Genomic DNA, 25,751 nt, shown 5'->3' with positions numbered 1-25,751 from the left:
TTCGATCCATGAACCCAGTCCACGAACGCATCCTGGAAGTCAACGGCATTCGCCTGAATGTCACGGAACAGGGGGCCGGGCCTTTGGTGCTGCTGGTGCATGGTTTCCCCGAGACGTCGCATGCCTGGCGTCACCAGTGCAGCGCGCTCGCCGTCGCGGGCTTCCGGGCAGTGGCACCGGATCTGCGGGGTTATGGCCGCAGCGAATGTCCCGCGGACATTGCGGCGTACACCACGTTTGACGTGATCGGCGATCTCGTCGCCCTTCTTGATGTTCTGGGCGAGCGCCAGGCGGTCATCGTCGGCGGCGACTGGGGGGCGACCATTGCCTGGCAGGCTGCCCAGTTGCGACCGGACCGGTTTCGCGCGGTGGCGGCGCTGGGCGTGCCTCTCATGGGGCGGGCGCCGATGCCGCCCAGCAGGCTGTTCCCGCGGACCGAGGCGGCGATGTTCTACACCCACTATTTCGCGGAGCCGGGCGTCGCCGAGCGGGAACTGGAGCTTGACGTAGAGACGACCGTGCGCAAGATCTACTTTGCGGCCTCCGGCGATGCCGGACCACGCGACGATCCCGCTACACCCAACCCGTTCGGCATGGTGGCGCGCGCCGGCGGCCTGCTGGATGCGCTCCCGGATCCGGCAAGCGTGCCTGCCTGGCTCGACGCCGCCTGCCTGGCCGCGGTCGTCGATGGTTTCAAGACCAGCGGCTTTCGCGGCGGCCTGAACTACTACCGCAATCTCGACAGGAACTGGGCGCTGCAAGGTGCCTTCGAGGGGATCAAGGTCGAGGTGCCCGCGTACTATCTGGTGGGCGAGCGCGACACAGGCCGCGCGATACCGGGGATGGACAGCATTGTTGCGGCCATGCCGACGCTGGCGCCCCGCCTGCGCGGATGCGAGGTCGTCGCGGGCGCTGGCCACTGGCTGCAGCAGGAGGCTCCGGACGCGGTGAATGCCGCGTTGCTCGGCTTTCTCGGCAGCCTGTAGCGCTGTCTGCCCGCTGCCTGCCCGCTGTCTGCCTCCGCGAGCGGTTCGTAATTCCGCGAGCGGTTCGCAATCGGCCGTCTGCTCGCGCGCGGCCCGAAAAGAGACGGCCCCGCGCGTCCGGTCGGCTATCATGCCGATCTTCTCCGAAGTGGCCCCCTATGATCTCCGTCCGTAATGTCACGCTGCGCCGCGGCGTCAATGTCGTACTCGACCGCGCGTCCGCCACCTTCAATCCCGGAGAGAAGATCGGGCTTGTCGGCCGCAATGGCGCCGGCAAGTCGTCTTTTTTCGCTCTTCTCAACGGCACGCTGCACGAAGATGGCGGCGAGTTCTCGATTCCCGCTGCATGGAGGATGGGCCAGGTCGCGCAGGAGATGCCGGAGACCGAGCAGAGCGCGACCGACTTCGTGGTCGAGGGTGACACCGTGCTGCTGGCCGCGCAGGCCGAAGTCGCCGCCGCCGAGGCCAGCGACGACGGCATGCGCATGGCGCACGCCTACATGGCCCTGCACGATGCCGGTGCGCACGATGCCCCCGCACGCGCCCAGGCGCTGATCCAGGGCCTGGGCTTCAGCGCCGAGCAGCTTGGCCAGCCGGTCAACAGTTTCTCCGGCGGCTGGCGCATGCGGCTGCAGCTGGCGCGCGCGCTGATGTGCCCGTCCGACCTGCTGCTGCTCGACGAACCGACCAATCACCTCGACCTCGACGCGCTGGTCTGGCTGGAAGCGTGGCTCAAGCGCTATCAGGGAACCCTGGTGGTGATCAGCCACGACCGCGAATTCCTCGACGCGGTGACGCAGGTGACGGTGCATGTCGACAACGCCAAGCTCGTGCGCTATGGCGGCAACTACAGCAAGTTCGAAGACATGCGCGCCGAGCAGCTCGTGTTGCAGCAGGCGGCGATGGCCAGGCAGGAGGACAAGATCGCCCACCTGCAGAAGTTCATCGACCGCTTCAAGGCCAAGGCCTCGAAGGCGAAGCAGGCGCAGAGCCGGGTCAAGGCGCTCGAACGCATGGAGAAGATCGCGCCGGTGCTTGCCGACGCGGAGTTCAGCTTCGAGTTCAAGGAGCCGCTCAGCGTCCCGAATCCGCTGCTGTCGATGCTGGACGCGAGCTTCGGCTACCCGGCGCCGGCCGGCGCGCCGCCGGGCACGCCGCCCACGGTCATCGTGCGGGGCATCAACCGTTCCGTGCTGGCCGGGCAGCGCATCGGCGTTCTCGGCGCCAACGGCCAGGGCAAGTCCACGCTGGTGAAGACGGTGGCGCACGCGCTGGCGCCGATTGCCGGCGAAATCAGCGAAGGCAAGGGCCTGAACATCGGCTACTTCGCGCAGCAGGAACTTGACGTGCTGCGCCCGCTCGACACGCCGATGGAACACATGATCCGCCTTGCCAAGGACACGCCGGCGCACATGCGCGCGCCCGGCCAGAGCGGCACCGAGCAATCGCTTCGCACCTTCCTGGGCACCTTCAACTTCACCGGCGACATGGTCCACCAGGCGGTCAGCACGATGAGCGGCGGCGAAAAGGCGCGGCTCGTGCTGTGCATGATCGTGTGGCAGCGCCCCAACTTGCTGCTGCTCGACGAGCCGACCAACCACCTCGACCTGGCCACGCGCGAAGCGCTGGGCATGGCGCTCAACGAATTCGAAGGCACGGTGATGCTGGTCAGTCACGACCGTGCCCTGCTGCGCGCCGTATGCGACGAGTTCTGGCTGGTCACCAAGGGCGGCGTCGAGCCCTTCGACGGCGATCTGGACGATTACCAGCAGTTCCTGCGCGACGAAGCCCGTCGCATGCGCGAGCAGGCCGCCGCGGCGCCCTTGCAGAAGCCGTAGAAGGACTGAGCAAACGGCCGCGCCCCTTTGTCAGGCGGTGCATGGCCGGCGCTGGCGAGATCGAGGGGCGGCGACGGGGCGAGCGGTGCCGGCCCCGGCTGGCGACGACGGCGCCGCGCGCCCGCTCAAGCACTCACTCACTCACTTTCCGGGATAGTGCCCGGCCGCGATGTCTTCCAGCAGCGTCGCGTGCGTCGGCTCCCAGCCCAGCAGCGACCGCGTGCGCGCGCTGGAGGCCGGGGCGTCGGCGCCGAAGAACATGCCCAGCCAGCCGAAGTGCTGCTGCGCGTGTTCGGCGGGAATCGATGCCACCGGCACGTCCAGGAACTGGCCCAGCGCCGTGGCGATGTCGCGCGTGGCGACGCCTTCTTCGGCGACGGCGTGCAGCACGCTGCCCGGCGCTGCCTTGTCGATCGCGAGTTGCACGAGCTTGCCGGCATCGAGCCGGTTCACCGCCGGCCAGCGGTTTTGCCCTTCGCCGATGTAGCCCGAGATGCGTTTTTCGCGGGCGGTGCGCGCCAGCACCGCGACGAATCCGTGGTCGCCGCCCGCGCCGTGCACCGTCGGCGCGAAGCGCACGACCATGGAGCGGATGCCGCGCCCGGCCAGGCCGAGCGCGTGGGCCGCGTTGGCGATGCGCGGGTGGACTCCGGCGTCCGGCATGTCTGTCTCGGTGCCGACGCGGCCCGGGGCCAGCCCCAGCGAGCCCGAGGCGACCAGCAGCGGACCACCCGTGCCTTGCAGCACGTCGGCGAACGCGTCGATGGCCGCGCGGTCGGTCTGCGCCGCGGCCGCCATCTGCGAGAAGTCGTGGTTGTAGCCGAGGTGCACGACGCCTTCGGCCAGCGCCGCCGCGCCGCGCAGGCTGGCGAGGTCGTCCAGGCTGCCGCGCACCACCTCGGCACCCAGCCCGGCGATCCTGGCGGCGGACTCGTCGTTGCGGGCGAGGCCGAGGACGTGATGCCCCGCGGAGATGAGTTCCTTGACGCTGGCCGAGCCGATCCAGCCCGAGGCGCCGGTGACGAGAATTCGCATGGTAGGGCTCCTTGATGTCATTAAGTGACATCAGTATAGACTTATGATGTCACTTTGTGTCAACACAAGAGAGGGGACATGGGTCGCTGGGAGCCCGATGCCGAGAGCCGCTTCCGTGCCGCGGCCATCGAACTGTTCGGTGAGATCGGCTACGAGCAGACGACCGTGGCAGCCATCGCGGAGCGCGCGGGGCTGACCGCGCGCACGTTTTTTCGCTACTTCGCCGACAAGCGCGAAGTGCTTTTCAATGGCTCCGAGCGTCTTCAGCAGTCGATGGCCGAGGCGCTGGCCCAGGCGCCGGCCGAGGCTTCGGCGCTGGATGCGGTCGCCGCCGCCTTGACCAAGGCCGGCGATTTCTTCGATGACGAGCGCCGCCCGTTCGCCCGCCTGCGCAGCACGGTGATCGCGGCCAACGCGGACCTGCGCGAGCGCGAGCTGAGCAAGCTGGCGAGGCTGTCCGCGGCGCTCGCGCAGGCGCTGCGCGAGCGCGGTGTCGGCGAGCCGGACGCGACCCTCGCGGCCGAGGCGGGCATCGCCGTCTTTCGGATCGCGTTCGCGCAGTGGGTCGGCGAGTCGGAGCGGCGCGGCTATGGCGAGATCGTGAATGAATCGCTGGCGCGGCTGAGAGCGCTCGTGGCGGGCTGACCGGCCCGCTTGCGAGCCGAGCACCGCGGCGCTCGCCGGTCGGCCAGTTCGCGCGCGTGCGCGGCGCGCGCCCGCTTACTCGATGCGTGCGCCCGATGCCTTCACGATGCCGGACCAGCGCCGGACCTCGGCGTGGATGAAGCGCCCGAAGTCCTCGGGCGAGGCGGGCGCGGCCTGCAGGCCGGCCGCCGCAAAGCGCGCCTGCAGTGCCGGCGTGGCCAGCGCCCTGGCCAGCGACTGGTTCAGCGCGACGACGATGTCGCGCGGCGTGCCCGCCGGCGCCAGCATGCCGTGCCAGGTCGCCATCTCATACCCCGGCACGCCGGACTCCGCCAGCGTGGCCAGCTCGGGCAGCTGCGGCATGCGCTTCAGCGAGGTCACGCCGAGCGCGCGCAGGCGGCCGCTTTGCATATGGGGCAGGGCGGTGGGGAAGATCTCGAACATCATGTCGATCTGTCCGCCGAGCAGGTCGGTCATGGCCGCCGAGCCGCCCTTGTAAGGCACGTGCATCAGGTCGACATTGGCCTTCGATTCGAACAGCTGGCCGCCCAGGTGCTGCGAGGAGCCGTTGCCGGCCGACCCGTAGCGCAGCGTGCCGGGCCTGGCGCGCGCCAGCGCGATCAACTCCTGCGCCGTGCGTGCCGGCAACTGCGGATTGACGATCAGGATCAGCGGCGACGAGGCGATCAGGCCGATCGGCTCGAAGCTTTTCTCGGCATCGTAGGGCAGCTTCGAATACAGCGTGGGATTGATGCCGTGGGTGCTGGTCGAGCCCTGCAGCAGCGTGTAGCCATCGGGCTTGGCATGCGCGACGAGGCCGCTGCCGATCGTGCCGCCGGCTCCGCCGCGGTTGTCTACCACCACGGGCTGGCCAACTTCGGCCGCGAGCGCCTGGGCGACCGCGCGGGCCACGAAGTCGGTGGTGGTGCCGGCCGGGTAGGGCGCCACGTAGGTAATCGCGCGGTTCGGATAGCCGGTGGCGGCCTCGCTCAATCCGGGGCGCAGCAGCGGCACGGCCCAGGGCAGCGTGCCGGCCGTGGCGAGAAAACGTCGTCGATCCATCTTTGTCTCCGTATGTGTTTATGTTTTATGTCGTCGCGGAATTCAGCGCGGGGGTACCGGTACCAGCCGGTCCGGTGTCATCTGCGCGAGCGCGTTGATGCCGAGCGCGCCCATCGTGCGCACCACCTCGTCGTGCAGAATGCGGATCGCGTAGGCCACACCGTCGTGTCCGCCGAACGCGGTTGCGTAGTTGAACGGCCGGCCCACGAACACGAAGCGCGCGCCCAGCGCCAGCGCCTTCATCACGTCGGTGCCGCGCCGGATGCCGCCATCGAGCATCACCGGCCGGCCGCCCGCGGCATCGACCATCGCCGGCAGCGTGCGCAGCGGCGAGACCGCGCTGTCGAGCTGGCGTCCGCCGTGATTGGAGGCGATGATGCCGTCGGCGCCGGCTTCGATCGCGCATCGCACGTCGGCCGGATCGAGCAGTCCCTTGATCACCAGCGGCCCTTGCCAGCGGGCGCGGATATGGCGGATCACGCTCCAGTCCAGATGCGCGCGTCCGCTGAATTCCCGCTCCACATTGCGGGACATGATGGGCGCGCCGCGCGTGGCGAACGAGTTCTCGAAATGCGGCATGCCGTGACGGACCAGCGTGCGCGCGAAGGTGCCAAGCAGCCATCGTGGCCGGGTCAGCCCGTCCCAGGCGAGCCGCGGCGTGGGGCGCAGCGGCGTGGAGAAGCCGGTACGCAGGTTGTTCTCGCGGTTGCCGGGCACCGCGACGTCCACGGTGACGACCAGCGTCTCGATCTTCGCGCGGGCCACGCGATCGAGCAGCGCATCGGTACGCGCGAGATCGGGCGGCAGGTAGATCTGGAACCACGGCCGGTCGCCCGCGGCGGCAATGGTTTCCAGTGGAATCAGCGACGATCCGCTGATGATCATGGGAATGCCGGCGCCGGCGGCGGCGCTGGCCAATGCGATATCGCCGCGATACCCGGACAGCGCCACGATGCCCATCGGCGCGATGCCGAACGGCGACGCATAGGTGCGGCCGAACAGCGTGGCCTGTGCCGAACGTCCGGCCACGCCCGCCAGAAAGCGCGGCAGCAGGCCATATTCGGCGAATGCCCGCCGGTTGTCGTCGAGCGACAGGCCGTCTTCCACGCCGCCGCTGACATAGCCGAAGATCGGGCGCGGCAGGCGCCGCCGCGCGGCCCGCTCGAAATCGTCGAGGGAAAGAATGCCGCGAAAGCGGGTATCGACGCGGCGCCGTTGCGTATCGGCGGAACTGGACGCCGGCTGCGCGGCGCGCGGCTGGGCGCTCGCGGTCATGCGGAAACTCCGTGGCTCATCGGAAAATCTTTCTGGGGACAGGACATTGGCGCGAGTCTATATGGCGCACCGGGAACCGGCATGAGCCTTGGCTGAACGGGTGTTCGGTATACTTGAACACCCCCCGCCCCCCTATATCCAGATGGAACTGCGCCAGCTTCGCTATTTCGTGCGTGTCGTCGAGTTGAACAGCATGGGACGCGCCGCGATCGAACTCGATCTGGCAACCTCCACACTGAGCCAGCAGATCAGCCGGCTGGAGGGGGAACTGTCCACGCGCCTGCTGCAGCGGCGCTCGACCGGCGTGTTTCCCACCGACGCCGGCCTCGATTTTTTCCGGCATGCGCAACTGATCCTGCGCCAGGTCGAGGCGGCAGCCAGCGCGGCACAGCAGGGGCGGCTGTCGGGGCTGGTCAGCATCGGCCTGGCCGGCACCACCGCGGCGATGCTGGCGCTGCCCTTCGTCACCGCCATGCGCGCGCGCTATCCCGCCGTGCGCCTGCGGATCGTGGAGGGCCTGGCCGGCAATCTCGAAGCGCTGCTCAATTCGCGCCAGCTCGATCTGGCCATCGTATTCCAGGCCGATGCCGCGCGCCGCTGGACCGTGGTGCCGCTGCTGGACGAGCACCTGTTCCTGCTTGGCAGCGCCGGTCTTCCGGGCATGCCCGACGCCGACGAAGCCTCGGTGGCGGAACTGGGCGATCTGCCGCTGATTCTCCCGAGCGGCACCCACACGCTGCGCAATCTCGTGCTCGATGCGTTTCGCGAAGTTGGCGGCATGCCGAATGTCGTGCTCGAAGTCGATGGCGCCGGCACGCTGATGGATGTGGTGCGAGCTGGCGTGGGCGCCACGATTCAGCCCGGCTCGCTGCTGGCCCGCGTGGGCATTCCGCATGGCGGCACGTCGGGCGCCGATGGCTTGCGCGCCATTCGCCTGCGCGACGACGCGATGCATCGCACCAGCCTGCTGGCCAGCCTGCCCGACGACGAATTGTCGACGGCCGCGCTTGGCGCGCGCGTGGTGCTTGTGGAGGTCGCGCGCGAACTGGCGCGCAGCGGGCGCTGGCCCGGGGCGAATGGCGAGATCGGGCAATAGCGGTCTGCCCGGCGTCCGCCGGATCGCGCGGATGCCGCCAGGTCTTGGCCGCCTGTTTGGCTGCCGCTCTCGATGTGCTTTTTTCCATATCGGAGCGTTGAACCCCATCCGCGGGGAATCTTCGCTGCGGGGAATCTGCAGGCAGGCGCTAAGGCGCAAACCGATAGGTAATCCCGATCAGCCATTCCCGCGATGGCACCTTCGCCCGCACGGTGGACTGATAGCCGATGTCCAGATCCAGGCCCGGAAACACCGTATAGATGACGCCGGCCAGCAGTGTCACCGGCCAGGCTCCGCTCGCGGGGTTTGGGTCGGTGACGGCCACGGCTTCCGCCGTCAGGATCAGGTGCTCGTTGGCTGCCCACATGACTGCCGCGGCCACTCGCTTTTCCCACGTTCTCGCCCCGCTTTCCTCCGGGTTGCGCGCGAGCCCGACATTGCCGTGAAACGTGAAGGGCGCGGCATCGTAGGTGGCAAGCATCAGCGCGTGCGCGGACACCTTGTCGTGAGGCAGCCCGAGGCCATGCTGGCTGGTTGGCGCCGTCACGCCCAGCCTCGTCCCGAACGCCCAGGGGGCGCTGCCATGGAAGCGCCATTTCGCGTCGATGTTCGTGTCGCCCAGCCCCCGGGTTCGCGCGCCATCCGGATCGAACCCGCGTATCCAGGACGGCTGGACGATCAGGTCCAGGGTCGGGGTCAGGCCATATGAGATCTGCGGCTGATACGTGAACACCGTCGCGCCCTCGGCGCGCAGCCACGACATGCCGTTCTCGAGCTCGATATTGCCCTTGCCCTGGGTGCTCGTGTCCTCGGCCTCCAGCGGGTGCGCGCCGAATGCCGGGGGCGCGGCCGCCAGCGCCGCAGCCGCTATCCAGGCGGCCGGTTGCCTCCGCTGCGTCGGGCGCGGACTGTCATCTGCTCGTTGCGGCATTCGATCTATGATCCCATTCCACGCAATCACTGTAGCCATCGCTTGTGACGCTTGCGCGACGCCGGGGGAAGTCATGAATCGTGTTGCTCACCTGATCCTGCTGCTGGTGGCCGCCCTGGCACTGACGGCGCACCGGCCGTCATTCGCCGCCGACGTGGTCCTGCGCGGGGCCGGCGCGACGTTTCCCTATCCCATCTATGCGAAGTGGGCCGCGGAGTACAAGCGCGCCACGGGCGTCGACATCCGCTATGAAGCTGTCGGCTCCGGCGCGGGCATCGATCTTGTCGGGCACGGGATGGTGGACTTCGGCGCGTCGGACGTGCCGCTTGCCGAGGAGGAACTGCAGCGGGCGGGTGCCATGCAGTTTCCCGCCGTGATCGGCGGCGTGGTGCCGGTCATGAACGTCGGCGGCATCAAGTCCGGGGAGCTGCGGCTGAGCGGGCAGGTCCTGGCGGAGATCTACCTCGGCAAGATCACGAAATGGAACGACCCCGCCATTTCGGCGCTGAATCCCGGGCTGCATCTGCCCAGCACCTTCATTACGGTCGTGCACCGGTCCGATGCGTCCGGCACCACCTTCCTCTGGTCCGAGTTCCTGTCGCGGTCGAGCGCGGAATGGCGCGCAAAGGTCGGCGCGGACAAGGTGCTCGCATGGCCGACCGGGGTGACGGGCGCGGGCAACGAGGGCGTGGCGTCGTCGGTGCAGCGCACGAAGTCATCGATCGGCTATGTCGAATACGCCTACGCCCGGGAGCACAACCTCACCACCGCATCCGTGCGCAATCGCGATGGCGCATTCGTGCAGCCGGGCGAGGCTTCGTTCGAGGCGGCGGCACGGGCGGCGCAATGGCGGCGCTCCGCGGATCTGTATCAGCTCCTGATCGACCAGGCCGGCGCGGCGAGCTGGCCCATTGCCGGCGGCACGTTCATTCTGCTGCGCACCGCGGCCGATCAGCCCGCGCGAAGCCTCGAAGTCCTGAAATTCTTCGACTGGGCGCTGCACGATGGCCAGCGCTTCGCGATCGACCTCGACTACGTTCCGCTGCCGGCGCCGGCGCTCGACCTGATCGACAGCGTGTGGGCGGATCAGGTCAGGAGCGCGTCCGGCGGGGCCGTCTGGACGCGCCGCGCTTCGTCGCACCGGCCGGAGCATCGCTAGGGGGCGTCGCCAGGGGGTGTCGAAGGGCGCCGCAGCGCAGGCAGGGAACCCTCGTTCAGTCGGCAGCAAGAACGGGCCGGCTCCTGATCTGGTCGCTGATGGATTCCAGCAGCTTCCTCGACTCCTTGACCGCATCGGCCTGGGACAGGTGTTTCTTGATGACCAGGCGGCGAATGTCGGAGGCGGCGAATTTCTTCAGGCCGGGAAAGAGCGTCTGGAAGTGGGCGCGCAGTTCCGGCTCGTCGCAGATCGCGGCATTGAATTCGCCCCGTGCCCAGACCAGGCGAAGGTTGAACTTCGGCGCGTCCGGGCGGGAGGCCCTGGCGTCGCGATACACGTTGATGTAGACCGGCCAGAAAGCATCGTCGCCGTCGCGCAGCAGATCCACGGTCTGCGCGGGCGTGGCGTTGAACCAGGTCCTGCCGGTTTCGATCAGGTCCTGGTTCAGCGAGGGCATGCTCCTCACCAGTTGCTGGACGATGGTGGCCACGCCCTGGATGCCGGTGAGCTGCTCGCAGACCTGGGGATACTGCGCCTGGAAGAGCCGCAGTTCGCCGATGGCGCCTTCGAGTGACTTCGGTTTCCAGTCGAGGACGGACTCCTTGCGCACTTCGCGCATGGCTTCGACCACCTGCGGATGGGCGAGCGCGAGGTCGGCGGCGAGTTCGGAGATGCGCTGCTCCGCCGGGCTCTCCCATTCCGTCTGCTTCTGGCAGTACGCAACCAGCAGCTGCGCGGCGTTCTTGTCGCGCGCCAGTTGGAACCGCGCGCGTTTCGCCGAGGCTTCGAGCCAGCTGTAGTCGAGCAGCGTCCATCGTTTCCCGAGCGATTCGATGGCGTCTTCCGGATAGTCCTTCAGGTCGCGGTCGAGCACGATAAAGGCCTGGTCGTAGTCGGAGAAGACCGGGCGCGACGAGACTTCGGCCTTGACCGCCTTGACGTACCTCTCCAGCTGCTCGGCGGTCAGGTTCGCGCCGGCCTTGTTCTCGATCGTGATGAGCATCTTGTTCTGCGGGTCGATCAGGAACAGGTCGAGCCGGCCTTTCTTCGTGCCGTTGTCCACCTCGACGCTGAATTCGCGGGTAACGAACGCGGCGCCGAAACTGCTCGTGCGGATCCTGCCCGGTGTCCATTTCTCGAAGAACCGCTTGTTGTCCCAGATGGGATCCACGCTGGCGGCATAACCGGCCTCGAGAAAATCCTTGATGACGGCATCGCCCTGGGAGTGGCCCTCGTTCGGGTTCATGCACCACGCCAGCGTATCGGAGTGCTGGTTCTCGGTGAGCTTGATGACGTCGAAGAGGTCGTCGGTCGTCTTGTTCTGCTCGATCAGCTCCACGAGGTTGGTGTCTCGCAGGAATGCATACAGATCGGTTGGTTCCACTTGTACTTGTGTCCTCGGTGTCTTGGCCGGTGTCCTGATGCCCGGTGGTTGGTGGACCGCCTCGCCTCGCCTCGCCTTGCGTCGATGGCCCGGCGCGGGCGGCCTTGCGCGCGATGAGATGCTATCGGAGAAATCCGGCAAAGCTTGAGCGTTTCGGCCTGCCTCTTCGGAGGGGCCGCGGCACCGCGTCCGCTGGCTGCCGGCGCGGCACAGCCGGCCCGGAAAGGCGCCGTCCCGAAGGCGGCACACGGCCCGCCGGACCCCGGCGCGGTCAATCTTGCGCGGCGGAGAGCGCAAAAACAGAAATTTCCCATTTATTTCGCGCCCGATACTGGGTATATGTTGAGTCACTCCAATGTCACTCAAAGGAGGTGTACTCAAATGGCGCAACCGAACCCGCCATCCCGCCCCTGCGGGCATGTCCTGCACACCACGCCGGAGCTGTTCCTGCTGGTCAACTACGCGCCCAGGGAAGGCGAGCCGAACTGGTGCAACGCATTGTGCGAATTCGTGGAGGAGGGCGACGCCGACTCCGGCGACGCGCTGTCCGTGCACATCTCGCCCTTCGACGCCCTGCTGGATGCCGCATTCATGTCCGGCCCCGGCAAGCCGTATCACGTGGTGCGCGCGGCCACCTTCGATCCGCGCCCGCTGATCCGGCACGGCGGCGGCAAGCTCCATCTCAACCTGCATTGCGGCTGGGCCGCGAGCGACGGCCGCATCGTGGTCCGGCGCAAGGGCGCTCTCGCCAGCGTCTGCATGATGCAGACCGAGGACATCCCGCAGACGCGGCTCGACGCCATCGATCTGGAGATCGGCCCCGAAGGCATGGCCAGGTACGAGCGCCTGCGCGAACACGCCGGGCTGTTCGCGCACGCGGACTCGCACGGCCTGCTGGAAACCTGGACGGAACAGCAGCGGCACCAGGCCGTGGGGCTGGCCATACAGCGCATGCCGGGCGTCGTGCCGGTCGGCGCGGAAGTCGACCAGGTCGCCCTCTACGACCCTGAAGCCGCGCAATGGCACTTCGTGCCCATCGCGGTGTTCCGTGGCGGCCCCGGTGTCAAGGCGACCGCCTGAGCGCCGCATCGCGCGGCGACGGCCGTCACCGCGCCAACCCATCCAACCGCGAGAGGTCTTCTGATGATGGACATGCGACGAGCGCTCCGCAACGGCGACCGCACCAGCAGCAACGGCACGCTGATCGGCACCGGCGCGATGACGCACCACGGCGTGCGGCTCGGCGTCGAGGGCGACATCGCCACCTGCCCGGCATGCCAGGGCAGCGGCGTCGTCACCAACGACTGCCAGCCGTCGTTCAGCGTGATGGGCACGCAGGTCCTGGTCGAAGGCGCGCGCGTGAACTGCAAGTGCGCGGACAAGCCGGTCGTCATTGCCTCGCAGGACGATTTCACCATCGAGGTGAACCGCGGCGGCATCCGTCCGCCGGCGGGCAGCGCCGCCGCGCCCGTGGCGGCTTCGAACAAGCTGACCGAAGGCGCGCCGCGGGAAACGGCCGCGGACGATCCGGCGCTGATCTGCCAGAACATGAGCAACGCGGAGTTCTACTCCACCATGAACCGGCTGCGCGACAAGGCCGTGCGGCTGCTGGGCGACCGGCTGGCCGAACTGGAACGGTGGAACACCGCGGACCAGGACAAGGTCAGGCTCTGGTTCGGCAATGCGCGCGAGGATACGCGGGAGCGGCTGCGTGGCGGGATGGCGCGCATGCGGCAGATCATGCGCGGGCTGACCGACAGGAACTATGAGCGCTATACGGTGGCGGGGCTGGCGCGGGTGGGGTGTGTGCCGCGTGCGAGGGAGGATGAGTTGCCACCAACGGCCTCCGTCTGTAAGCCCGATGGAACATATATGATTTTTATCGGGGATATATTTTGCCGAACCGATGCCGAAGCAAACAGTATTCATGGTGTCCCGTTCAATAAAGAGTCAAAACTTACCATTCTGATACATGAGATATCACATTTTCCATTGGCGATGGATAGCAGGGACACTTGGTCAAGTATCCGAATATCGATGGAGAAGGCAGTCGCACGAGATGAATTCTGCATAAACAATGCAGATAATATTTCGTACTATGTGGCAAATATTCCTAACTGGACCGGCAACGTTCCGGTATGGAGGCCTTGATGAAATATTTACTGGGTTTAATCCCGTTGATATCAACTTGGTCTGCTTTCGCTTGCCATCCGCCATATGTTGAGTACGAGCCTCTCTATGAGGGCCAGCGGATCACTCTTTCGGCCAGCGAAATTCGCCGCATGGCTGACTGGAGGGGGATGGCGAGACGGTCCTTCCCCAATGACGGTACGTATTCCATTTCGGTTCAGAAAAATCCACGAGTTGGCATATCGGCCCATCTGGCAAAGATCAGGGCGCAGGACTTGAAGCGGTTGCTGTTGAATTTTGGTGTCAAGGAGTCGGACATTCTGGATGCGGAGATCAAGAACTACGGCTACGACGCCCCCCCGAATGCCGAAGCGCGGCGGCTGGCGAACACCGCTTATATCTCCGTCGATCCGCGTTGTCCGCATCCGTGCTGTCCCGGGCCGCAACCATCGAAATGAAATCAATCAACTGGAGAACTGATGTCCAAGAAAAAGAGCCGCGGGCCGATGCGTCGGCATAGGCAATGGCTCAGGCGAGCCATTCTGGCAATGAGCTTGTCGACCGGCACAACGTATGCATGCAGTCCGGGTTTTCCTGATGTGTACCTGCGGTTTCCCAAGCATTCACACATGCTGACCGCCGGCGCGGCGCTTAAACTGGGAACATGGCTTGCGGAGCAGCGGGTCAACTACCCGAACTACGACTATTTCCTTGTCGATGCTTATCGGGTCGGGGGTGAAGCAGGAGGTGTGTCACTTATCAGAGCGCGGGCCGAGACGGTTCGTCGCTTCTTTCTCGACCGGGGATTCAATCCGGAAAGGATTGAGTCGAGCGCGCGGAAATCCCTTCTGGACGACCCTGCCAGGCCGGAAGTCGCCCGCGCAGTGAATGTCAGTATCGTCGCTGCCTGCCCCCATGCCTGTTGCAGCATGGAAACCCACAAGGTTGAATTCACCGGCCTGCCCATGCCCATGCCCATGCCCACGGACAGCGGCATGGCCGCCGCGGGCGGCGAAGCGCGCTAGCGTCCGGTCCATCCTGTATGTCCCCGCCGCCGCGGGATGACATGGCTCGCAGCAGCCCGCGAAGCGACCTTGACCCACATCAAGGGGCCCCGGCGGGCGGCGTATAGATTGAGCAGATCGGCGGCCGGCCCGGCAACGACAGCATGCGGGACGGCCGCGCCCGTTCATCCGTGCCCGCCAGTCCTGCCCGAGGGAGACCGATGTCCCAGCCTATCATCGAAACCCATGCGTTGGTCCGCCGTTTCGGCAGCATGACGGCGGTCGGCGGCCTGACGCTGTCCATCGAGGCGGGCGAGGTCTTTTGCCTGCTGGGCCGCAACGGGGCGGGCAAGACGACCTTGATCAAGATGCTGACGACCTTGCTGCCGCCCAGCGGAGGCACGGCGTCGGTGGGCGGCTTCGACATCGTGCGGGAGGCGGCGTCCGTGCGGCGCATCATCGGCTATGTGCCGCAGGCCTTGTCGGCGGATGGCGACCTGTCGGGTTTCGAGAACCTGCTGGTGTTCGCCAAGCTCTACGACATCCCGCGCGCGCAGCGCGAGAAGCGCATCCAGGATGCGCTCGCGTTCATGGATCTCGCCGACGTGGGGCACAAGCTGGTCAAGACCTATTCCGGCGGCATGATCCGGCGCCTGGAGATCGCGCAATCCACGCTGCACCGGCCGCGGGTGCTTTTCCTCGACGAGCCCACCGTCGGGCTGGACCCGGTGGCGCGCATCTCCGTGTGGGAGCAGCTGGAGAAGCTGCAGGCGGAGTTCGGCAGCGCCATCCTGCTGACCACGCACTACCTGGAAGAGGCGGAGCGGCTGTGCGACCGGGTCGGGATCATGAATCACGGCACGATCGCCGCGATCGGCTCGCCCGCGGAACTCAAGGCTGTCGTCGGCGCGCATGCCAGCTTTGAAGACGTTTTCGAACACTACACCAGCGCGGACGCTGCCCAGCAAGGTGCCTACGATGAAACCTCTCAGACCCGCCGCTCCGCCAACCGCCTTGCCTGACGTGCTGCCGCAACGCGACGCCGGCAGGCCCTGGCCGGTGGTGGCCTTCGTTGCCAAGACCTTCGCCATTGCCGACATGGAGGTGCGCAAGCTCTGGCACGACCCCACGGAACTGGTGACGCGCGCGGTGCAGCCCGCGCTGTGGCTGCTGATATTCGGGCAGGTCATGAGCCACGGCCGCGTGATCGATACCGGCGGCGTGCCTTACCTGGATTTCCTGGTGCCGGGCATCCTGGCGCAGAGCGTGCTGTTCATCGCCATCTTCAACGGCATTTCCATCATCTGGGAACGCGACCTGGGCATCGTGCACAAGTTTCTCGCCAGCCCGACGCCGCGCGCCGCGCTGGTGCTGGGCAAGGCGCTGGGCGGCGGCGTGCGCGCGCTGGTGCAGGCCGTGGTGGTCATGGGGCTGGCCGCGCTGCTCGGCGTCAAGATGCAGTGGGACCCGTTGTCGCTGGCGGGGCTGGTGGTGTTCGTGCTGCTCGGCGCGGCGGTGTTTTCCACGTTCTCGCTGATCATCGCCTGCCTGGTGAAGACGCGCGAGCGTTTCATGGGCGTGGGGCAATTGCTGACCATGCCGCTGTTCTTCGCCAGCAACGCGATCTATCCCACTTCCCTGATGCCGCGCGCGCTGCAGGTCATTTCGCACCTGAATCCGCTGACCTACCAGGTGGATGCGTTGCGCACGCTGCTGCTGTCCGGGCGCGCTGCCGGCGGCGGCATCGGCCTCGCGGTGGACGGGGCCGTGCTCGGGGTCACGCTGCTTGGCATGGTGGCGGTCAGCACCCGGATCTATCCGCAGATCGTGCGCTAGGCCGCGCGGCGGGGAGGGCGGCATGCGGGGCAACGCTTGCGTTGCCCCGCATGCCGCCGCCAGTGCCGCGGGTCAGGCGGCGGCTTCTTCCTTCAGCGACGCCATGTCGATCACGAAGCGGTATTTCACGTCGTTCTTTTCCAGCCGCTCGTAAGCCTCGTTGACGGCCTGGATCGGCACCATCTCGATGTCGCTGACGATGTTGTGCTCGGCGCAGAAATCCAGCATCTCCTGCGTCTCGGCCATGCCGCCGATGGCGGAGCCGGCGATGGACTTGCGCCCGCCGATCAGGCTGATGCCGGCCAGCGGCTCGATGTCGGTCAGCACGCCCACCAGCACCATCGTGCCGTCGAGCTTGAGCAGCGCGGCGTAGGGGTTGAGGTCGTGGCCGGTCGGGATGGTGTTGAGCAGGAAGTCGAAGCTGCGGGCGTGGCGGGCCATGTCGTCGGCGTCGCGCGAGAGCAGCACCGCGTCGGCGCCGAGGCGGGTGGCGTCCTTGCCTTTCCCGGGGGACGTGGTGATCATCGTCACGTGCGCGCCGAGCGCCTTGGCGAACTTGATGCCCATGTGGCCGAGGCCGCCGAGGCCGATCACGCCGACCTTCTGGCCGGGGCCGACCTTCCAGTGGCGCAGCGGGGAGTAGGTGGTGATGCCGGCGCACAGCAGCGGCGCCACGGCCTTGAGGTCGAGCTTGGGGGAGACCTTCACCACGAAGCGCTGCTCGACCACGATCTGCTCGGCGTAGCCGCCGAAGGTCAGCTGGTCGCTGCCGCGTTCCTTGTCGTTGTAGGTCAGCGTGGCGCCTTGCTCGCAGTATTGCTCGAGGTCGGCACGGCAGGCCGCGCAGGCGCGGCAGGAATCGACCATGCAGCCCACGCCGGCGTAGTCGCCGACCCGCAGGCCGGTCACGGCGCTGCCGACCTCGGCCACGCGGCCCACGATCTCGTGGCCGGGGACCATCGGGTAGAGCGAGTTGCTCCAGTGGTTGCGGGCCTGGTGCAGGTCGGAGTGGCAGATGCCGCTGTAGAGGATCTCGATCCGCACGTCGTGGCTGCCCACGTCACGGCGATGGAAGCGGAACGGGACGAGGGGAGACTCGGCGTTATGGACGGCGTAGCCGCGGACTTCGAACATGGCGATATGGGCGGGTAGTTCAGGGAACCCACACAATAGTGCGCGGCTCGCGCGGGTTCAATCTGGAAGATTGGCATAGGCTGTCCAATAATCCTGCACAATCCGTGCTGTTCGACAATTTCTCTCCCCGCCCGGCTGCCTCTGCGCCGTCCGGCGCGGCTGCCCGGCCACAATGAAAAAATCCACAGTATTGATCCTGGCCTTCGCGTTTCACGCCGCGGCGCATGCCGCCGGGGACGCGCAGGCCGGCAGCAATATCTTCACCTCGAAATGCGCGTCGTGCCACAGCGTCGGGCCGTCGGCGCGCGGCGGGTTCGGGCCGCAGCTCAATGGCATCTTCGGCCGCGTTGCCGGCAGCACGAGCGATTATCAATACTCTGCCGCCATGAAGCAGTCGGGCATTGTCTGGTCCGAGAAGACATTGGCGGCGTTCGTTTCGTCGCCGGGCAAGGTCGTGCCCGGCACCAGGATGCGTTTCTGGGGGCTCGGCAGCGAGCGGCAGATCGCGGACCTGCTGGCCTACCTGCATGCCAATCCGTAGCGCGGGCGCGGCGCCCGGGCCGAAAGCAAAAACCGTACTGGAACTTTGCCGTGCCGGCAGCTACGCTGTCAGACGGAGGCCACTGCGCCGGGTTAGCGCGAGGGGCCGCGGACCTCGATTGGAAGGAGTGACCTATGAAAATCGCTATCGCGCTGGCAATTGCCGTTCTCGTTCCAGGTATCGTCCATGCCGCCGGCCCGGCGAATCCGGCCGACCGCTATGACTACAACATGCGCAGCACCAACAAGGACGGCTACGTGCCGGACCCGCAGCGTGTGACGAACAAGGATGGCTACGTGCCGGACACGGCGCGGGCCAACGACAAGTTCGACCCCTATACCCAGGGGGCCAGGCAGAGCACCGCTTCCGCGCTGACCGACTCGAAGATGACGAAAGCGCATGGGAAGACTCGCAGCCACAAGAAGGCGCCGGCGGTCGGCACCGACAAGTAAGCGCGCGGCGCCTGCCCCGGCGGCGCCGGCCGGAAACGTCCCGATGGCCCCGGATGCCATTCGGGGCGTTTTGCTTTGCGCCGCGCGCGGCACGATGCCGCCATGACGAAGGCGGGCGCCGCCGCGCCGCTCACGCCGCCGGCGCCATGCCGTTCTCGGCCCACAACTGGCTGTCCGGAAACCAGAACGCATCGGGGCGCGGCGGCGATGCCAGCCTGACCGGCAGCGCCGGGTTGAATATCTTGGACCACGCCGACAGGTAGGACGGCGTCTTCACGAGAAACCCGCAGCGCGACAGCAGCAGGCTGGAGACCAGCGCCTCGCGGCCGATTTCCAGGCCGGCGTAACCCCGGAAATGAATCGGCATGCTGCCGTCGGCGAGCAGTTTCGACGGCGCCACGCGCACGGGCTTGCCGAACGGCCACGCGGCGAAGAAATCGAGAAACGCCGCCTCGTCGCTGGACACGAAAAGACTGGTCAGGCGCGGGTTCTCCGCCAGCGTCGACGCCACCACCTGGCAGAACGCCTCCCAGCTCATGGATTCCGCTTCGTGGCGCTTGTCGGTGCCGCGGAAATGCACGCCGAGCGTGGTCTCGCCGATGCCGAGCGTGGCGCACAGCGCGTCGACTTCATCGCGGATGAAGGCCGCGGGCCGGTAGTGCGCCTGGAACAGGGCGCTGGCGCTCTTGAGTTCGAGCCGGGCTTCGTAGCGCCCGCGCAGGCCCAGTTGCACGAGGTCGTGGACGCGCGACGTCCTGACCTTGCGCGCCGGCGCGGCGTCCGGCGGCGGCCGCACGGTTTCGAAGAAGGTCGAGAACCAGTCGATCCTGCCGTCCGGGTCGCCGTAGATCGGGCCGTGCGCGGAGATGCGCGGGACCAGGCCTTTTTCCTCGCAGTACATCAGGATGAACAGGACCATCTGCAGCACGGAGAAGAAACCGGAGTTCTCGTGGATGTCGATGGCGAACACGCCCGGGTTCAGGCGCTGCCGGGCGTGCAGCGCCAGCCGGCTGAAGGTGGCCAGCGCATACTTGAACCGTTCGCTGCGCCGGATCTGCCTAGCCCGCTCCATCGCCTCCCGCAACGCCTCTCGCAACGCCTCCCGCAACGCTTCCTGCAGCATGTCCCGCTCCCGTCCGGTTTTGTGTTTTCCGGGGATTGGCCGCGCGCGCGGCCTCCCTGCCGCGCCGGCGCGCTGGCGGCGAGAAGTGAGCCTACAAGCAGGCCGGACCCGTGTTTGTGGGGTGCCGCACAAAGCGCCCGCGGCGCGCGCGCGCCGCCCGCGCGCGGGCTGTGTCGGCTGCGCAACCGGCGCACCGCACGTGCGTGGGACGTACTATCCTTGCCGCTTTCCCAACCCGACGTTGCCGATCATGGACAAAGCGCGCGTACTGACCCTGTTTCTCGGCGTGGTAAGAGCCAGGAGCTTTCACCAGGCCGCCGTCGACGCGGGCGTGACGCCGCAGGCGGTGAGCAAGGCGGTGCGCACGCTCGAGCAGGAACTGGGCGTGCGGCTCCTGCACCGCACCACGCGCAAGCTGAGCCTGACCACGGAGGGCGCGCGCCTGTTCGCGCTGGCCGACCCGGGCATGCGGCAGCTGGACGAGGCGCTCGAGCAGGTGCGCGCCAGCAGGCGCGAGAGCGACGGGCTGATCCGCCTGGCCGCGCCGCCCTCGGTGGGCAGCCGCGTGCTGGTGCCGCTGGTGAAGGCCTTCCGCGAGGAATACCCCGAAGTGACCTTCGACGTGGTGCTCAGCGACCTGTTCACCGATCTGGTCGAGGCGCGCATCGACGTGGGTTTCCGCGCCGGCACCAGCCCCGGGCCCAACCTGGTGGCGCGCCGCCTGTGCGACCTGCCGCTGCTGATCTGCGCCGCGCCGGACTACCTGGCGCGGCACGGCGAGCCGAAGAGCCTGGAGGAACTGCGGCGCCACCAGTGCACCGGATTCCGCCGCCCGGTCACGGGCCGCCTGGTGCCGTGGGAGATCGCGCTCAAGGGCGACCTGGTCTACGAGGAGCTGCCGGCGGTGGTGACGTTCAACGACGTGGAGGCCGAGGTCGAGGCGGTGCGCGCGGGCATCGGCATCGGCCAGCTGGCGGCCTACGCGGTGCACGCCGACATCAAGTCCGGCCGCCTCGTGCCGATCCTGCCGGCGCTCACGAGCAACAGCGTGGGGCTCTACATGTACTACCCGCATCGCAGCCACATGCCGGTGCGGGTGCGGCGCTTCGTCGATTTCGTGGCGGCGGCGAGCCGGGGCGCCGAGCAGGCGCTGCTGCATCTGGCGGGCGTGGCGGCGGTGGCGGAACTGTCGCGCGAGAAGGCGCGGACATCGCCTTGAAGGGATGCAACTCAGTGCGCTGCGGTCGCGGAATCCGACAGCATCCTGCCGGCGATATCCAGCATCGCCCGCAAGCGTTCCATGTGCCGCAGGTCGTGGTGATAGCCCACCCATATATCCCGCGCCGGTGGCGGCTCCGGCGTCTCGATGCGCCGCAATCCGGAGACGGCATCGCCAACCGGCCTTGGCAGCACCGCAATGCCCATGCCTCTCAGGCACATCTGTGCCTGGACCGTCCGGCTCGTGCTTGTGAAGACGCGCCGGCAAAGCGGGAACCGGTCCAGTACCCAGGCCACGTCGGGAAAGTGCGATTGTGCGGTATTCATGAGAATGACCCCGACGGATGCCGGGTCGTTCTGCAATGCCCGCGCGGTTTCGGCCGAGGCATAGAGACCGTATGACATTCGCATCAGACGGCGCTGGACAATATCCGGTTCGCTGAACGGCACGATTCGGAAGGCCACGTCGGTCTCGCGGCGTGAAAGGTCGAGCAATCGATAGCTCGCGATGACCTCCGGCACGACAGCGGGATGACGGCGCGTCAACTCGACCAGGACGGGAGCCAGGACATGGCCGGCAAACCAGTCCGCCGACGAAATCCGCAGGATGCCTTCGAGGCGCTCGTGGTTGCCGGCCAGGCGCCTTTCCATGGACAGCGCGGAATCCTCCATGGATTCCGCCAGCGCCAGCACGGTGTCACCGGCATCCGTCAGCACCAGCCCGTCCTTGGTCCGGCGAAAGAGCGGTTGCTGGGCTTCATCCTCGAGCACCTTGATGCGGCGGCCCACCGTCGGATGGCTTACGTCCAGCCTCCGGGCGGCCTCGCCAAAGGATCCCCCGCGCGCTACCGCCAGGAAGATGCGGACGTCGTTCCATTCCATGTGATGCACATCCGTTCAAAAATGTACGTGAAATATACAGAAATGGCAGTCCACGGACAATACTGTGGGTGCCATCATGGCCCCGTCATCAATGTCCCCCACGGACCGACTGCGCGCCTATTCCGGGGGCGGTCGTATCTGGAACCTCAAGCCATGAACACCGAAGCTTCCCATGTTGTTGTCTATGTGACCTATCAGGGCACACCGCAAGATCGTTTTGATCGTGACCACTACGTTGCGGTTCACCTGCCGCTGGTCATGACGGCGTGGAAACAGTACGGCTTGCTCAGCCTGAACGCATTCTTTCCCGCGGCCGCGCAGGCAGGAACGCTTGCCCTCTGTGAATGCGTCTTCCGGGATGAAGCGGCGCTTGAAGCCGCATTTGCGTCACCCGAAGTCTCCGCCGTGATGGCCGATGTGCCGCGCTTCACCGCCATCGCCCCGCTGCGTGTTCGAGCGGTTGCACTTTAAGGCGCGCACGTCATGACTACGTTGACCCGGGCCCCCGAGGCAGCGGCCCCTGACACCCGCCGCTGGCTCGCCCTGGTTGTCCTGCTGACCGGCACGCTCTTGCCGCCCCTGGACTTCTTCATCGTCAACGTGGCGCTCCCCGCCATGCGGACGGGCCTGCAAGCATCGTCGGATGTCTCGCAACTGGTGATCTCGGTGTATGCCGCGGCCTATGCCGTCACGCTGATCCTGGGCGGTCGCTTAGGTGATCTGTATGGCCGAAAGCGCGTATTCGCAGGCGGCATGGTCGGCTTTGGCATCGCTTCGGCATGGTGTGGCCTGGCGCCGTCACCGGGCATGCTCGTCGTCGGCCGGCTGCTGCAAGGGATCTCCGCGGCGATCATGGCACCACAATCGTTGGCATCAATACACGCCATCTTTCCGGCAAGCGAGAAGAATCGCGCGCTCAGCCTATATGGCGCGACATTCGGCCTGGCTTCCGTGGGCGGTCAACTGCTGGGCGGCGTGCTGGTTTCGGCCAGTCCATGGGGCCTGGGGTGGCGCAGCGTCTTTCTGATCAACCTTCCCATCATCGTGTTTGCCGTTCCGGCGGCATTGGTGCTTCTGCGTGAAAGCAGAGCCGGGCGCTCGGCCCGCCTGGACGTGCCGGGGGCATTGCTGCTGGCGGCTGGCCTGCTGGCCCTTGTGGTACCGCTCATCGAAGGGCGGGAGCACCACTGGCCGTGGTGGTGCCTGGCGCTGCTGATCCTGAGCACGCCGTTGTTGTGGGCCTTCTGGCGGTACGAAAAGGCACAGGAGCTCGCCGGCGGGACGCCTCTTGTGCTGCCCTCGCTCTTGGCCGTGAGCGGGTTGCGGCGCAGCCTGGCATCGACATTCTTCTTCTATTCGCTCGCCGCGTTCTTCCTGGTGTTCGCCGTGTACGAACAGGCCGGTCTGGGCCACGATGCACTGGCAGCCGGCCTGGCCATCCTGCCGCTCGGCATCGGCTTCTTTCTCGGGCCACTGTGCGGCCCGCGCATCGCCCGGCGGATGGGGTCCCGCACCGCCGCGGCCGGCATGATCCTGGAGGTGCTCGGTCTGGCCATGGTCGCGGCGCTGGCTTGCGCCGGCGCGCCATCCTGGCTCGCGTTGCCCTTGTTTCTGATCGGCGCCGGACAAGGCATCGCTCTGCCTGCGCTGGTGCGATTGAACGTGGACCATGTCGAAACCCGCTGGGCGGGGCTGGCTTCGGGCCTGGTGACCGCCACCTTGCAGATCAGCGCCGCGGTAAGCGTCGCCATGATCGGCGGACTATTCATCTCGATCGCGCCCGATGGGGCAAGCGCCCGGGACGTGCGGCTCGGCTTTGCCGTGGCCTCATTGGCCGTGGGCGCGGCGCTGGCACTGGCCGCCGGACTGAGCTGGAAGCGCCAGGAAACGTGAAAGATCAAGAATCCTTTGCATGAAGCGGGCCGGCTCCGCACGCCGCCTTTCCTGTTTTTCCGGCTGTCGGGCCGCGCGCGCAATTCACAACAGGAAGTTGTTAAAAAGACAAACAAGCGCTATCTAGTTTGCCAATGGACTGGCTCCTACCATGAAGACTCCAAAGCCGCGGTACGTCACGAAGACAGCCGCAACCGGAACCCAACCCGAAGGAGATCGATCATGTCGCAGTCCCGCACGCACACGCATACGCACACCCAGTCCACCCGCCAGCCCGCCAAGGTCTGGTTCATCACCGGCGCCTCGCGCGGCTTCGGCGCGCTGATCGCGCGCGACGCGCTGGACCGTGGCGACCGCGTGGTCGCCACCGCGCGCAATCCCGAAGCCGTCATCGCGGTGCTCGGCGAGCATCCCGACCTGCTGGCGGCACGGCTCGACGTCACCAGCGAGGCCGACGCGATTGCCGCCGCGCAGGAGGCCGTGGCGCGCTTCGGCCGCATCGACGTGCTGGTCAACAACGCCGGTTATGGCCTGCTCGGCGCGGTCGAGGAAGCCAGCGACGTGGAAACGCGCCGCCAGTTCGACACCAACGTGTTCGGCCTGCTGAGCGTCACGCGCGCGGTGCTGCCCGCCATGCGCGCGCAGGGCAGCGGCCACGTCATCAATATCTCGTCGATCGGCGGTTATGCCTCGTATGCCGGCTGGGGCGTGTACGGCGCCACCAAGTTCGCGCTGGAAGGCATCACCGAGGCGCTGCGCCAGGAGCTGGCCCCGCTGGGCATCCACGCGACCGTGGTCGAGCCGGGCTTCTTCCGCACCGACTTCCTGGAGTCGACCTCGATGGTGTCGACGGCGCGCCAGATCGACGCCTATGCCGACACGGTGGGCGCCATGCGCACGATGATGGCCGCCGCCAACCACAAGCAGCCGGGCGACCCGCACAAGCTGTCGGCGGCGATCCTGCGACTGGCCGACAGCGCCGAGCCGCCGCTGCGGCTGCCGCTGGGCTCCGACACCGTGAGCAAGATCCGCGAGACCAACCGCTTCGTCGAGGACGAACTGGCGCGCTGGGAAGACGTGGCCATGTCCACCGACCACGACGACGCGCGCGGCTGATTGCCGCATGGCCGCCATGCGCCGTTGCCCGTGGGCCGCGGCGCTTTTTTTTGTTTACGCGCGTGGCCGCCGGCATCGGCGGCGGCATCGGCGGCGGGAAGCGGACTCCCCGGCATGCCGGGTTTGCGCCGGCACCGGCGCGGCAAGTCCGCCGGGCCGGCCTCGGGGTATGATCCATCCAGGCCGTTTTCCCGTCCGAGCCCCGCACGCCATGCCCGCTCCCGCGCATCTTTCCCCCAAGCTCCACCTGACCGCCACGCACGGCTTCGCGCTGCACGACAGCCGCCAGGCGGATTTCCGGCGCGAGTGGCACACGCACGACTGCGGCATGCTGCTGTGGCCGCGCATGGGGCGGCTCAAGAGCGTGTGGGAACCGCACGCGGGCCGTACCGGCGTGCACGGCGGCGGCGACACGCTTGCCGTCACCGCCCGGCTGGTGCGCGGCGACGCGGTGCTGCTGCCCGCGCACACCACGCACCTGACGGTGGCCGAGGCCGGCCGGCAGCAGCATGGCGAGCTTTACCTCGCGCCCGAGCACCTGCGCGCGTTCAGCATGTTCGGCGCGGTCCACCTCGATGGGGCGACCGTCGCCATGCTGGAGGCGCTGCTGTCTCCCGTGCTCGCGCCGGCCAGTTCGGCCTGGCTGGTGCGCGCCATCGTGGCGCAACTGATGTCGAGCCGGCCGCTGGCGGCGCCGGTGGCGCCGGCCTCGCTGGCGCTGCGCATGGCGAGGCGCTTCACCGCGGCGCTGGAGCGCGACGGCGCGCTGCCGTCGATCGACGCGGCCGCGGCGGCGCTGGGCGTGTCGGTGCGGCAGCTCCAGCGCGCGTGCCAGGCCGAGTTCGGCGCCAGCCCGGTCGCCATCCGGCGGCGCGTGCTGGCCGCGCATGCGCGCGCGCTGCTGGCGGAAGGCCGCCCGCTGGCGCGCGTGAGCGAGCAGCTCGGCTTTGCCAGCAGCGGTCATCTGACCCGGCTGTTGCGCGCGTCGGGCGGCGGCTGAGCGCCGGCGGG

General features: G+C 67.5%; 26 protein-coding genes. 18 read left to right on the top strand and 8 right to left on the bottom strand.

Going from position 1 to position 25,751, the window contains the following annotated elements; all coding sequences use genetic code 11:
* Nucleotides 1-8: 8 nt before the first annotated feature.
* On the top strand, nt 9-986 hold the full coding sequence (locus K206_RS0116160; RefSeq protein WP_029043702.1) for an alpha/beta fold hydrolase: 978 nt from the start codon (nt 9-11) through the stop codon (nt 984-986).
* A 158-nt stretch (nt 987-1,144) separates the two neighbouring features.
* Nucleotides 1,145-2,824: an ABC-F family ATP-binding cassette domain-containing protein gene (locus K206_RS0116155; RefSeq protein ID WP_020203431.1), complete on the top strand. Its 1,680-nt coding sequence runs from the start codon at nt 1,145-1,147 to the stop codon at nt 2,822-2,824.
* Between the two features lie 141 nt (nt 2,825-2,965).
* On the opposite strand, the gene K206_RS0116150 is transcribed toward K206_RS0116155, so the two are convergent.
* Nucleotides 2,966-3,859 carry an SDR family oxidoreductase gene (locus tag K206_RS0116150; protein WP_020203430.1) on the bottom strand — a complete coding sequence of 298 codons (894 nt, stop codon included), beginning with the start codon at nt 3,857-3,859 and terminating at the stop codon, nt 2,966-2,968.
* Between the two features lie 78 nt (nt 3,860-3,937).
* Between K206_RS0116150 and K206_RS0116145 the strand changes: the two genes are divergently transcribed.
* Nucleotides 3,938-4,504, top strand: coding sequence for a TetR family transcriptional regulator (locus K206_RS0116145; RefSeq protein ID WP_020203429.1), 567 nt, complete (start codon nt 3,938-3,940; stop codon nt 4,502-4,504).
* A gap of 75 nt (nt 4,505-4,579) precedes the next feature.
* Here K206_RS0116145 and K206_RS0116140 read toward each other — a convergent pair whose 3' ends face one another.
* Nucleotides 4,580-5,566, bottom strand: coding sequence for a tripartite tricarboxylate transporter substrate binding protein (locus K206_RS0116140; protein WP_020203428.1), 987 nt, complete (start codon nt 5,564-5,566; stop codon nt 4,580-4,582).
* 42 nt (nt 5,567-5,608) lie between these two features.
* On the bottom strand, nt 5,609-6,841 hold the full coding sequence (locus tag K206_RS0116135; RefSeq protein WP_020203427.1) for an alpha-hydroxy acid oxidase: 1,233 nt from the start codon (nt 6,839-6,841) through the stop codon (nt 5,609-5,611).
* A gap of 142 nt (nt 6,842-6,983) precedes the next feature.
* Here K206_RS0116135 and K206_RS0116130 point away from each other — a divergent pair, with 142 nt between their 5' ends.
* Nucleotides 6,984-7,937 (top strand): LysR substrate-binding domain-containing protein, encoded by a 954-nt coding sequence (locus K206_RS0116130; protein WP_020203426.1) that lies wholly within the window; start codon nt 6,984-6,986, stop codon nt 7,935-7,937.
* 148 nt (nt 7,938-8,085) lie between these two features.
* Here K206_RS0116130 and K206_RS0116125 read toward each other — a convergent pair whose 3' ends face one another.
* On the bottom strand, nt 8,086-8,868 hold the full coding sequence (locus K206_RS0116125; RefSeq protein WP_020203425.1) for a transporter: 783 nt from the start codon (nt 8,866-8,868) through the stop codon (nt 8,086-8,088).
* 73 nt (nt 8,869-8,941) lie between these two features.
* Here K206_RS0116125 and pstS point away from each other — a divergent pair, with 73 nt between their 5' ends.
* Entirely contained in the window at nt 8,942-10,027 is a 1,086-nt protein-coding gene (gene pstS / locus K206_RS0116120) for a phosphate ABC transporter substrate-binding protein PstS (protein ID WP_020203424.1), read from the top strand.
* Nucleotides 10,028-10,082: 55 nt separating this feature from the next.
* On the opposite strand, the gene K206_RS0116115 is transcribed toward pstS, so the two are convergent.
* Nucleotides 10,083-11,411, bottom strand: coding sequence for a PD-(D/E)XK nuclease family protein (locus K206_RS0116115; protein WP_020203423.1), 1,329 nt, complete (start codon nt 11,409-11,411; stop codon nt 10,083-10,085).
* A 381-nt stretch (nt 11,412-11,792) separates the two neighbouring features.
* Between K206_RS0116115 and K206_RS0116110 the strand changes: the two genes are divergently transcribed.
* The 6 genes from K206_RS0116110 to K206_RS0116090 all read left to right on the top strand — a co-directional run bounded on the left by K206_RS0116110 (nt 11,793) and on the right by K206_RS0116090 (nt 16,381).
* Nucleotides 11,793-12,491 (top strand): hypothetical protein, encoded by a 699-nt coding sequence (locus K206_RS0116110; protein ID WP_020203422.1) that lies wholly within the window; start codon nt 11,793-11,795, stop codon nt 12,489-12,491.
* A 63-nt stretch (nt 12,492-12,554) separates the two neighbouring features.
* Complete coding sequence (locus K206_RS0116105) at nt 12,555-13,562, top strand: M35 family metallo-endopeptidase (RefSeq protein ID WP_020203421.1); 1,008 nt, start codon at nt 12,555-12,557, stop codon at nt 13,560-13,562.
* The gene (locus tag K206_RS42875) at nt 13,562-13,999 is read left to right on the top strand and encodes a hypothetical protein (RefSeq protein ID WP_155888097.1); all 438 of its coding nucleotides are present in this window, start codon (nt 13,562-13,564) and stop codon (nt 13,997-13,999) included. The genes K206_RS0116105 and K206_RS42875 overlap by 1 nt, the downstream gene beginning before the upstream one ends.
* 21 nt (nt 14,000-14,020) lie before the next feature.
* Nucleotides 14,021-14,566, top strand: coding sequence for a hypothetical protein (locus K206_RS42870; protein ID WP_155888096.1), 546 nt, complete (start codon nt 14,021-14,023; stop codon nt 14,564-14,566).
* Nucleotides 14,567-14,796: 230 nt separating this feature from the next.
* Entirely contained in the window at nt 14,797-15,567 is a 771-nt protein-coding gene (locus tag K206_RS0116095) for an ATP-binding cassette domain-containing protein (RefSeq protein ID WP_020423805.1), read from the top strand.
* 1 nt (nt 15,568) lies between these two features.
* Complete coding sequence (locus K206_RS0116090; RefSeq protein WP_231401617.1) at nt 15,569-16,381, top strand: ABC transporter permease; 813 nt, start codon at nt 15,569-15,571, stop codon at nt 16,379-16,381.
* Between the two features lie 72 nt (nt 16,382-16,453).
* On the opposite strand, the gene K206_RS0116085 is transcribed toward K206_RS0116090, so the two are convergent.
* On the bottom strand, nt 16,454-17,515 hold the full coding sequence (locus tag K206_RS0116085) for an NAD(P)-dependent alcohol dehydrogenase (protein ID WP_020203417.1): 1,062 nt from the start codon (nt 17,513-17,515) through the stop codon (nt 16,454-16,456).
* A 172-nt stretch (nt 17,516-17,687) separates the two neighbouring features.
* Between K206_RS0116085 and K206_RS0116080 the strand changes: the two genes are divergently transcribed.
* Nucleotides 17,688-18,056 carry a cytochrome c family protein gene (locus tag K206_RS0116080; RefSeq protein WP_043366780.1) on the top strand — a complete coding sequence of 123 codons (369 nt, stop codon included), beginning with the start codon at nt 17,688-17,690 and terminating at the stop codon, nt 18,054-18,056.
* Nucleotides 18,057-18,190: 134 nt separating this feature from the next.
* Nucleotides 18,191-18,508, top strand: a complete 318-nt coding sequence (locus tag K206_RS0116075) for a hypothetical protein (protein ID WP_020203415.1) — start codon at nt 18,191-18,193, stop codon at nt 18,506-18,508.
* A 130-nt stretch (nt 18,509-18,638) separates the two neighbouring features.
* On the opposite strand, the gene K206_RS0116070 is transcribed toward K206_RS0116075, so the two are convergent.
* The gene (locus tag K206_RS0116070) at nt 18,639-19,631 is read right to left on the bottom strand and encodes a hypothetical protein (protein WP_052165890.1); all 993 of its coding nucleotides are present in this window, start codon (nt 19,629-19,631) and stop codon (nt 18,639-18,641) included.
* Nucleotides 19,632-19,881: 250 nt separating this feature from the next.
* Between K206_RS0116070 and K206_RS0116065 the strand changes: the two genes are divergently transcribed.
* On the top strand, nt 19,882-20,850 hold the full coding sequence (locus tag K206_RS0116065) for a LysR family transcriptional regulator (RefSeq protein ID WP_052165889.1): 969 nt from the start codon (nt 19,882-19,884) through the stop codon (nt 20,848-20,850).
* Nucleotides 20,851-20,861: 11 nt separating this feature from the next.
* Here the strand turns inward: K206_RS0116065 and K206_RS0116060 are convergent, their stop codons facing one another.
* On the bottom strand, nt 20,862-21,731 hold the full coding sequence (locus tag K206_RS0116060; RefSeq protein WP_020203412.1) for a LysR family transcriptional regulator: 870 nt from the start codon (nt 21,729-21,731) through the stop codon (nt 20,862-20,864).
* Nucleotides 21,732-21,884: 153 nt separating this feature from the next.
* Between K206_RS0116060 and K206_RS0116055 the strand changes: the two genes are divergently transcribed.
* The 4 genes from K206_RS0116055 (at nt 21,885) to K206_RS0116040 (ending at nt 25,740) form a co-directional block, all read left to right on the top strand.
* Nucleotides 21,885-22,202 (top strand): EthD family reductase, encoded by a 318-nt coding sequence (locus K206_RS0116055; protein WP_020203411.1) that lies wholly within the window; start codon nt 21,885-21,887, stop codon nt 22,200-22,202.
* Between the two features lie 12 nt (nt 22,203-22,214).
* Nucleotides 22,215-23,624 carry an MFS transporter gene (locus tag K206_RS0116050; protein ID WP_020203410.1) on the top strand — a complete coding sequence of 470 codons (1,410 nt, stop codon included), beginning with the start codon at nt 22,215-22,217 and terminating at the stop codon, nt 23,622-23,624.
* A gap of 222 nt (nt 23,625-23,846) precedes the next feature.
* Nucleotides 23,847-24,740: an oxidoreductase gene (locus K206_RS0116045; protein WP_020203409.1), complete on the top strand. Its 894-nt coding sequence runs from the start codon at nt 23,847-23,849 to the stop codon at nt 24,738-24,740.
* A 211-nt stretch (nt 24,741-24,951) separates the two neighbouring features.
* Nucleotides 24,952-25,740: a helix-turn-helix domain-containing protein gene (locus tag K206_RS0116040; RefSeq protein WP_020203408.1), complete on the top strand. Its 789-nt coding sequence runs from the start codon at nt 24,952-24,954 to the stop codon at nt 25,738-25,740.
* The last annotated feature ends 11 nt before the right edge of the window (nt 25,741-25,751 follow it).

The organism is Cupriavidus sp. WS (assembly GCF_000395345.1).
Lineage (GTDB): Bacteria > Pseudomonadota > Gammaproteobacteria > Burkholderiales > Burkholderiaceae > Cupriavidus > Cupriavidus basilensis_B.
This window is presented reverse-complemented; position numbering and strand designations above follow the sequence as displayed.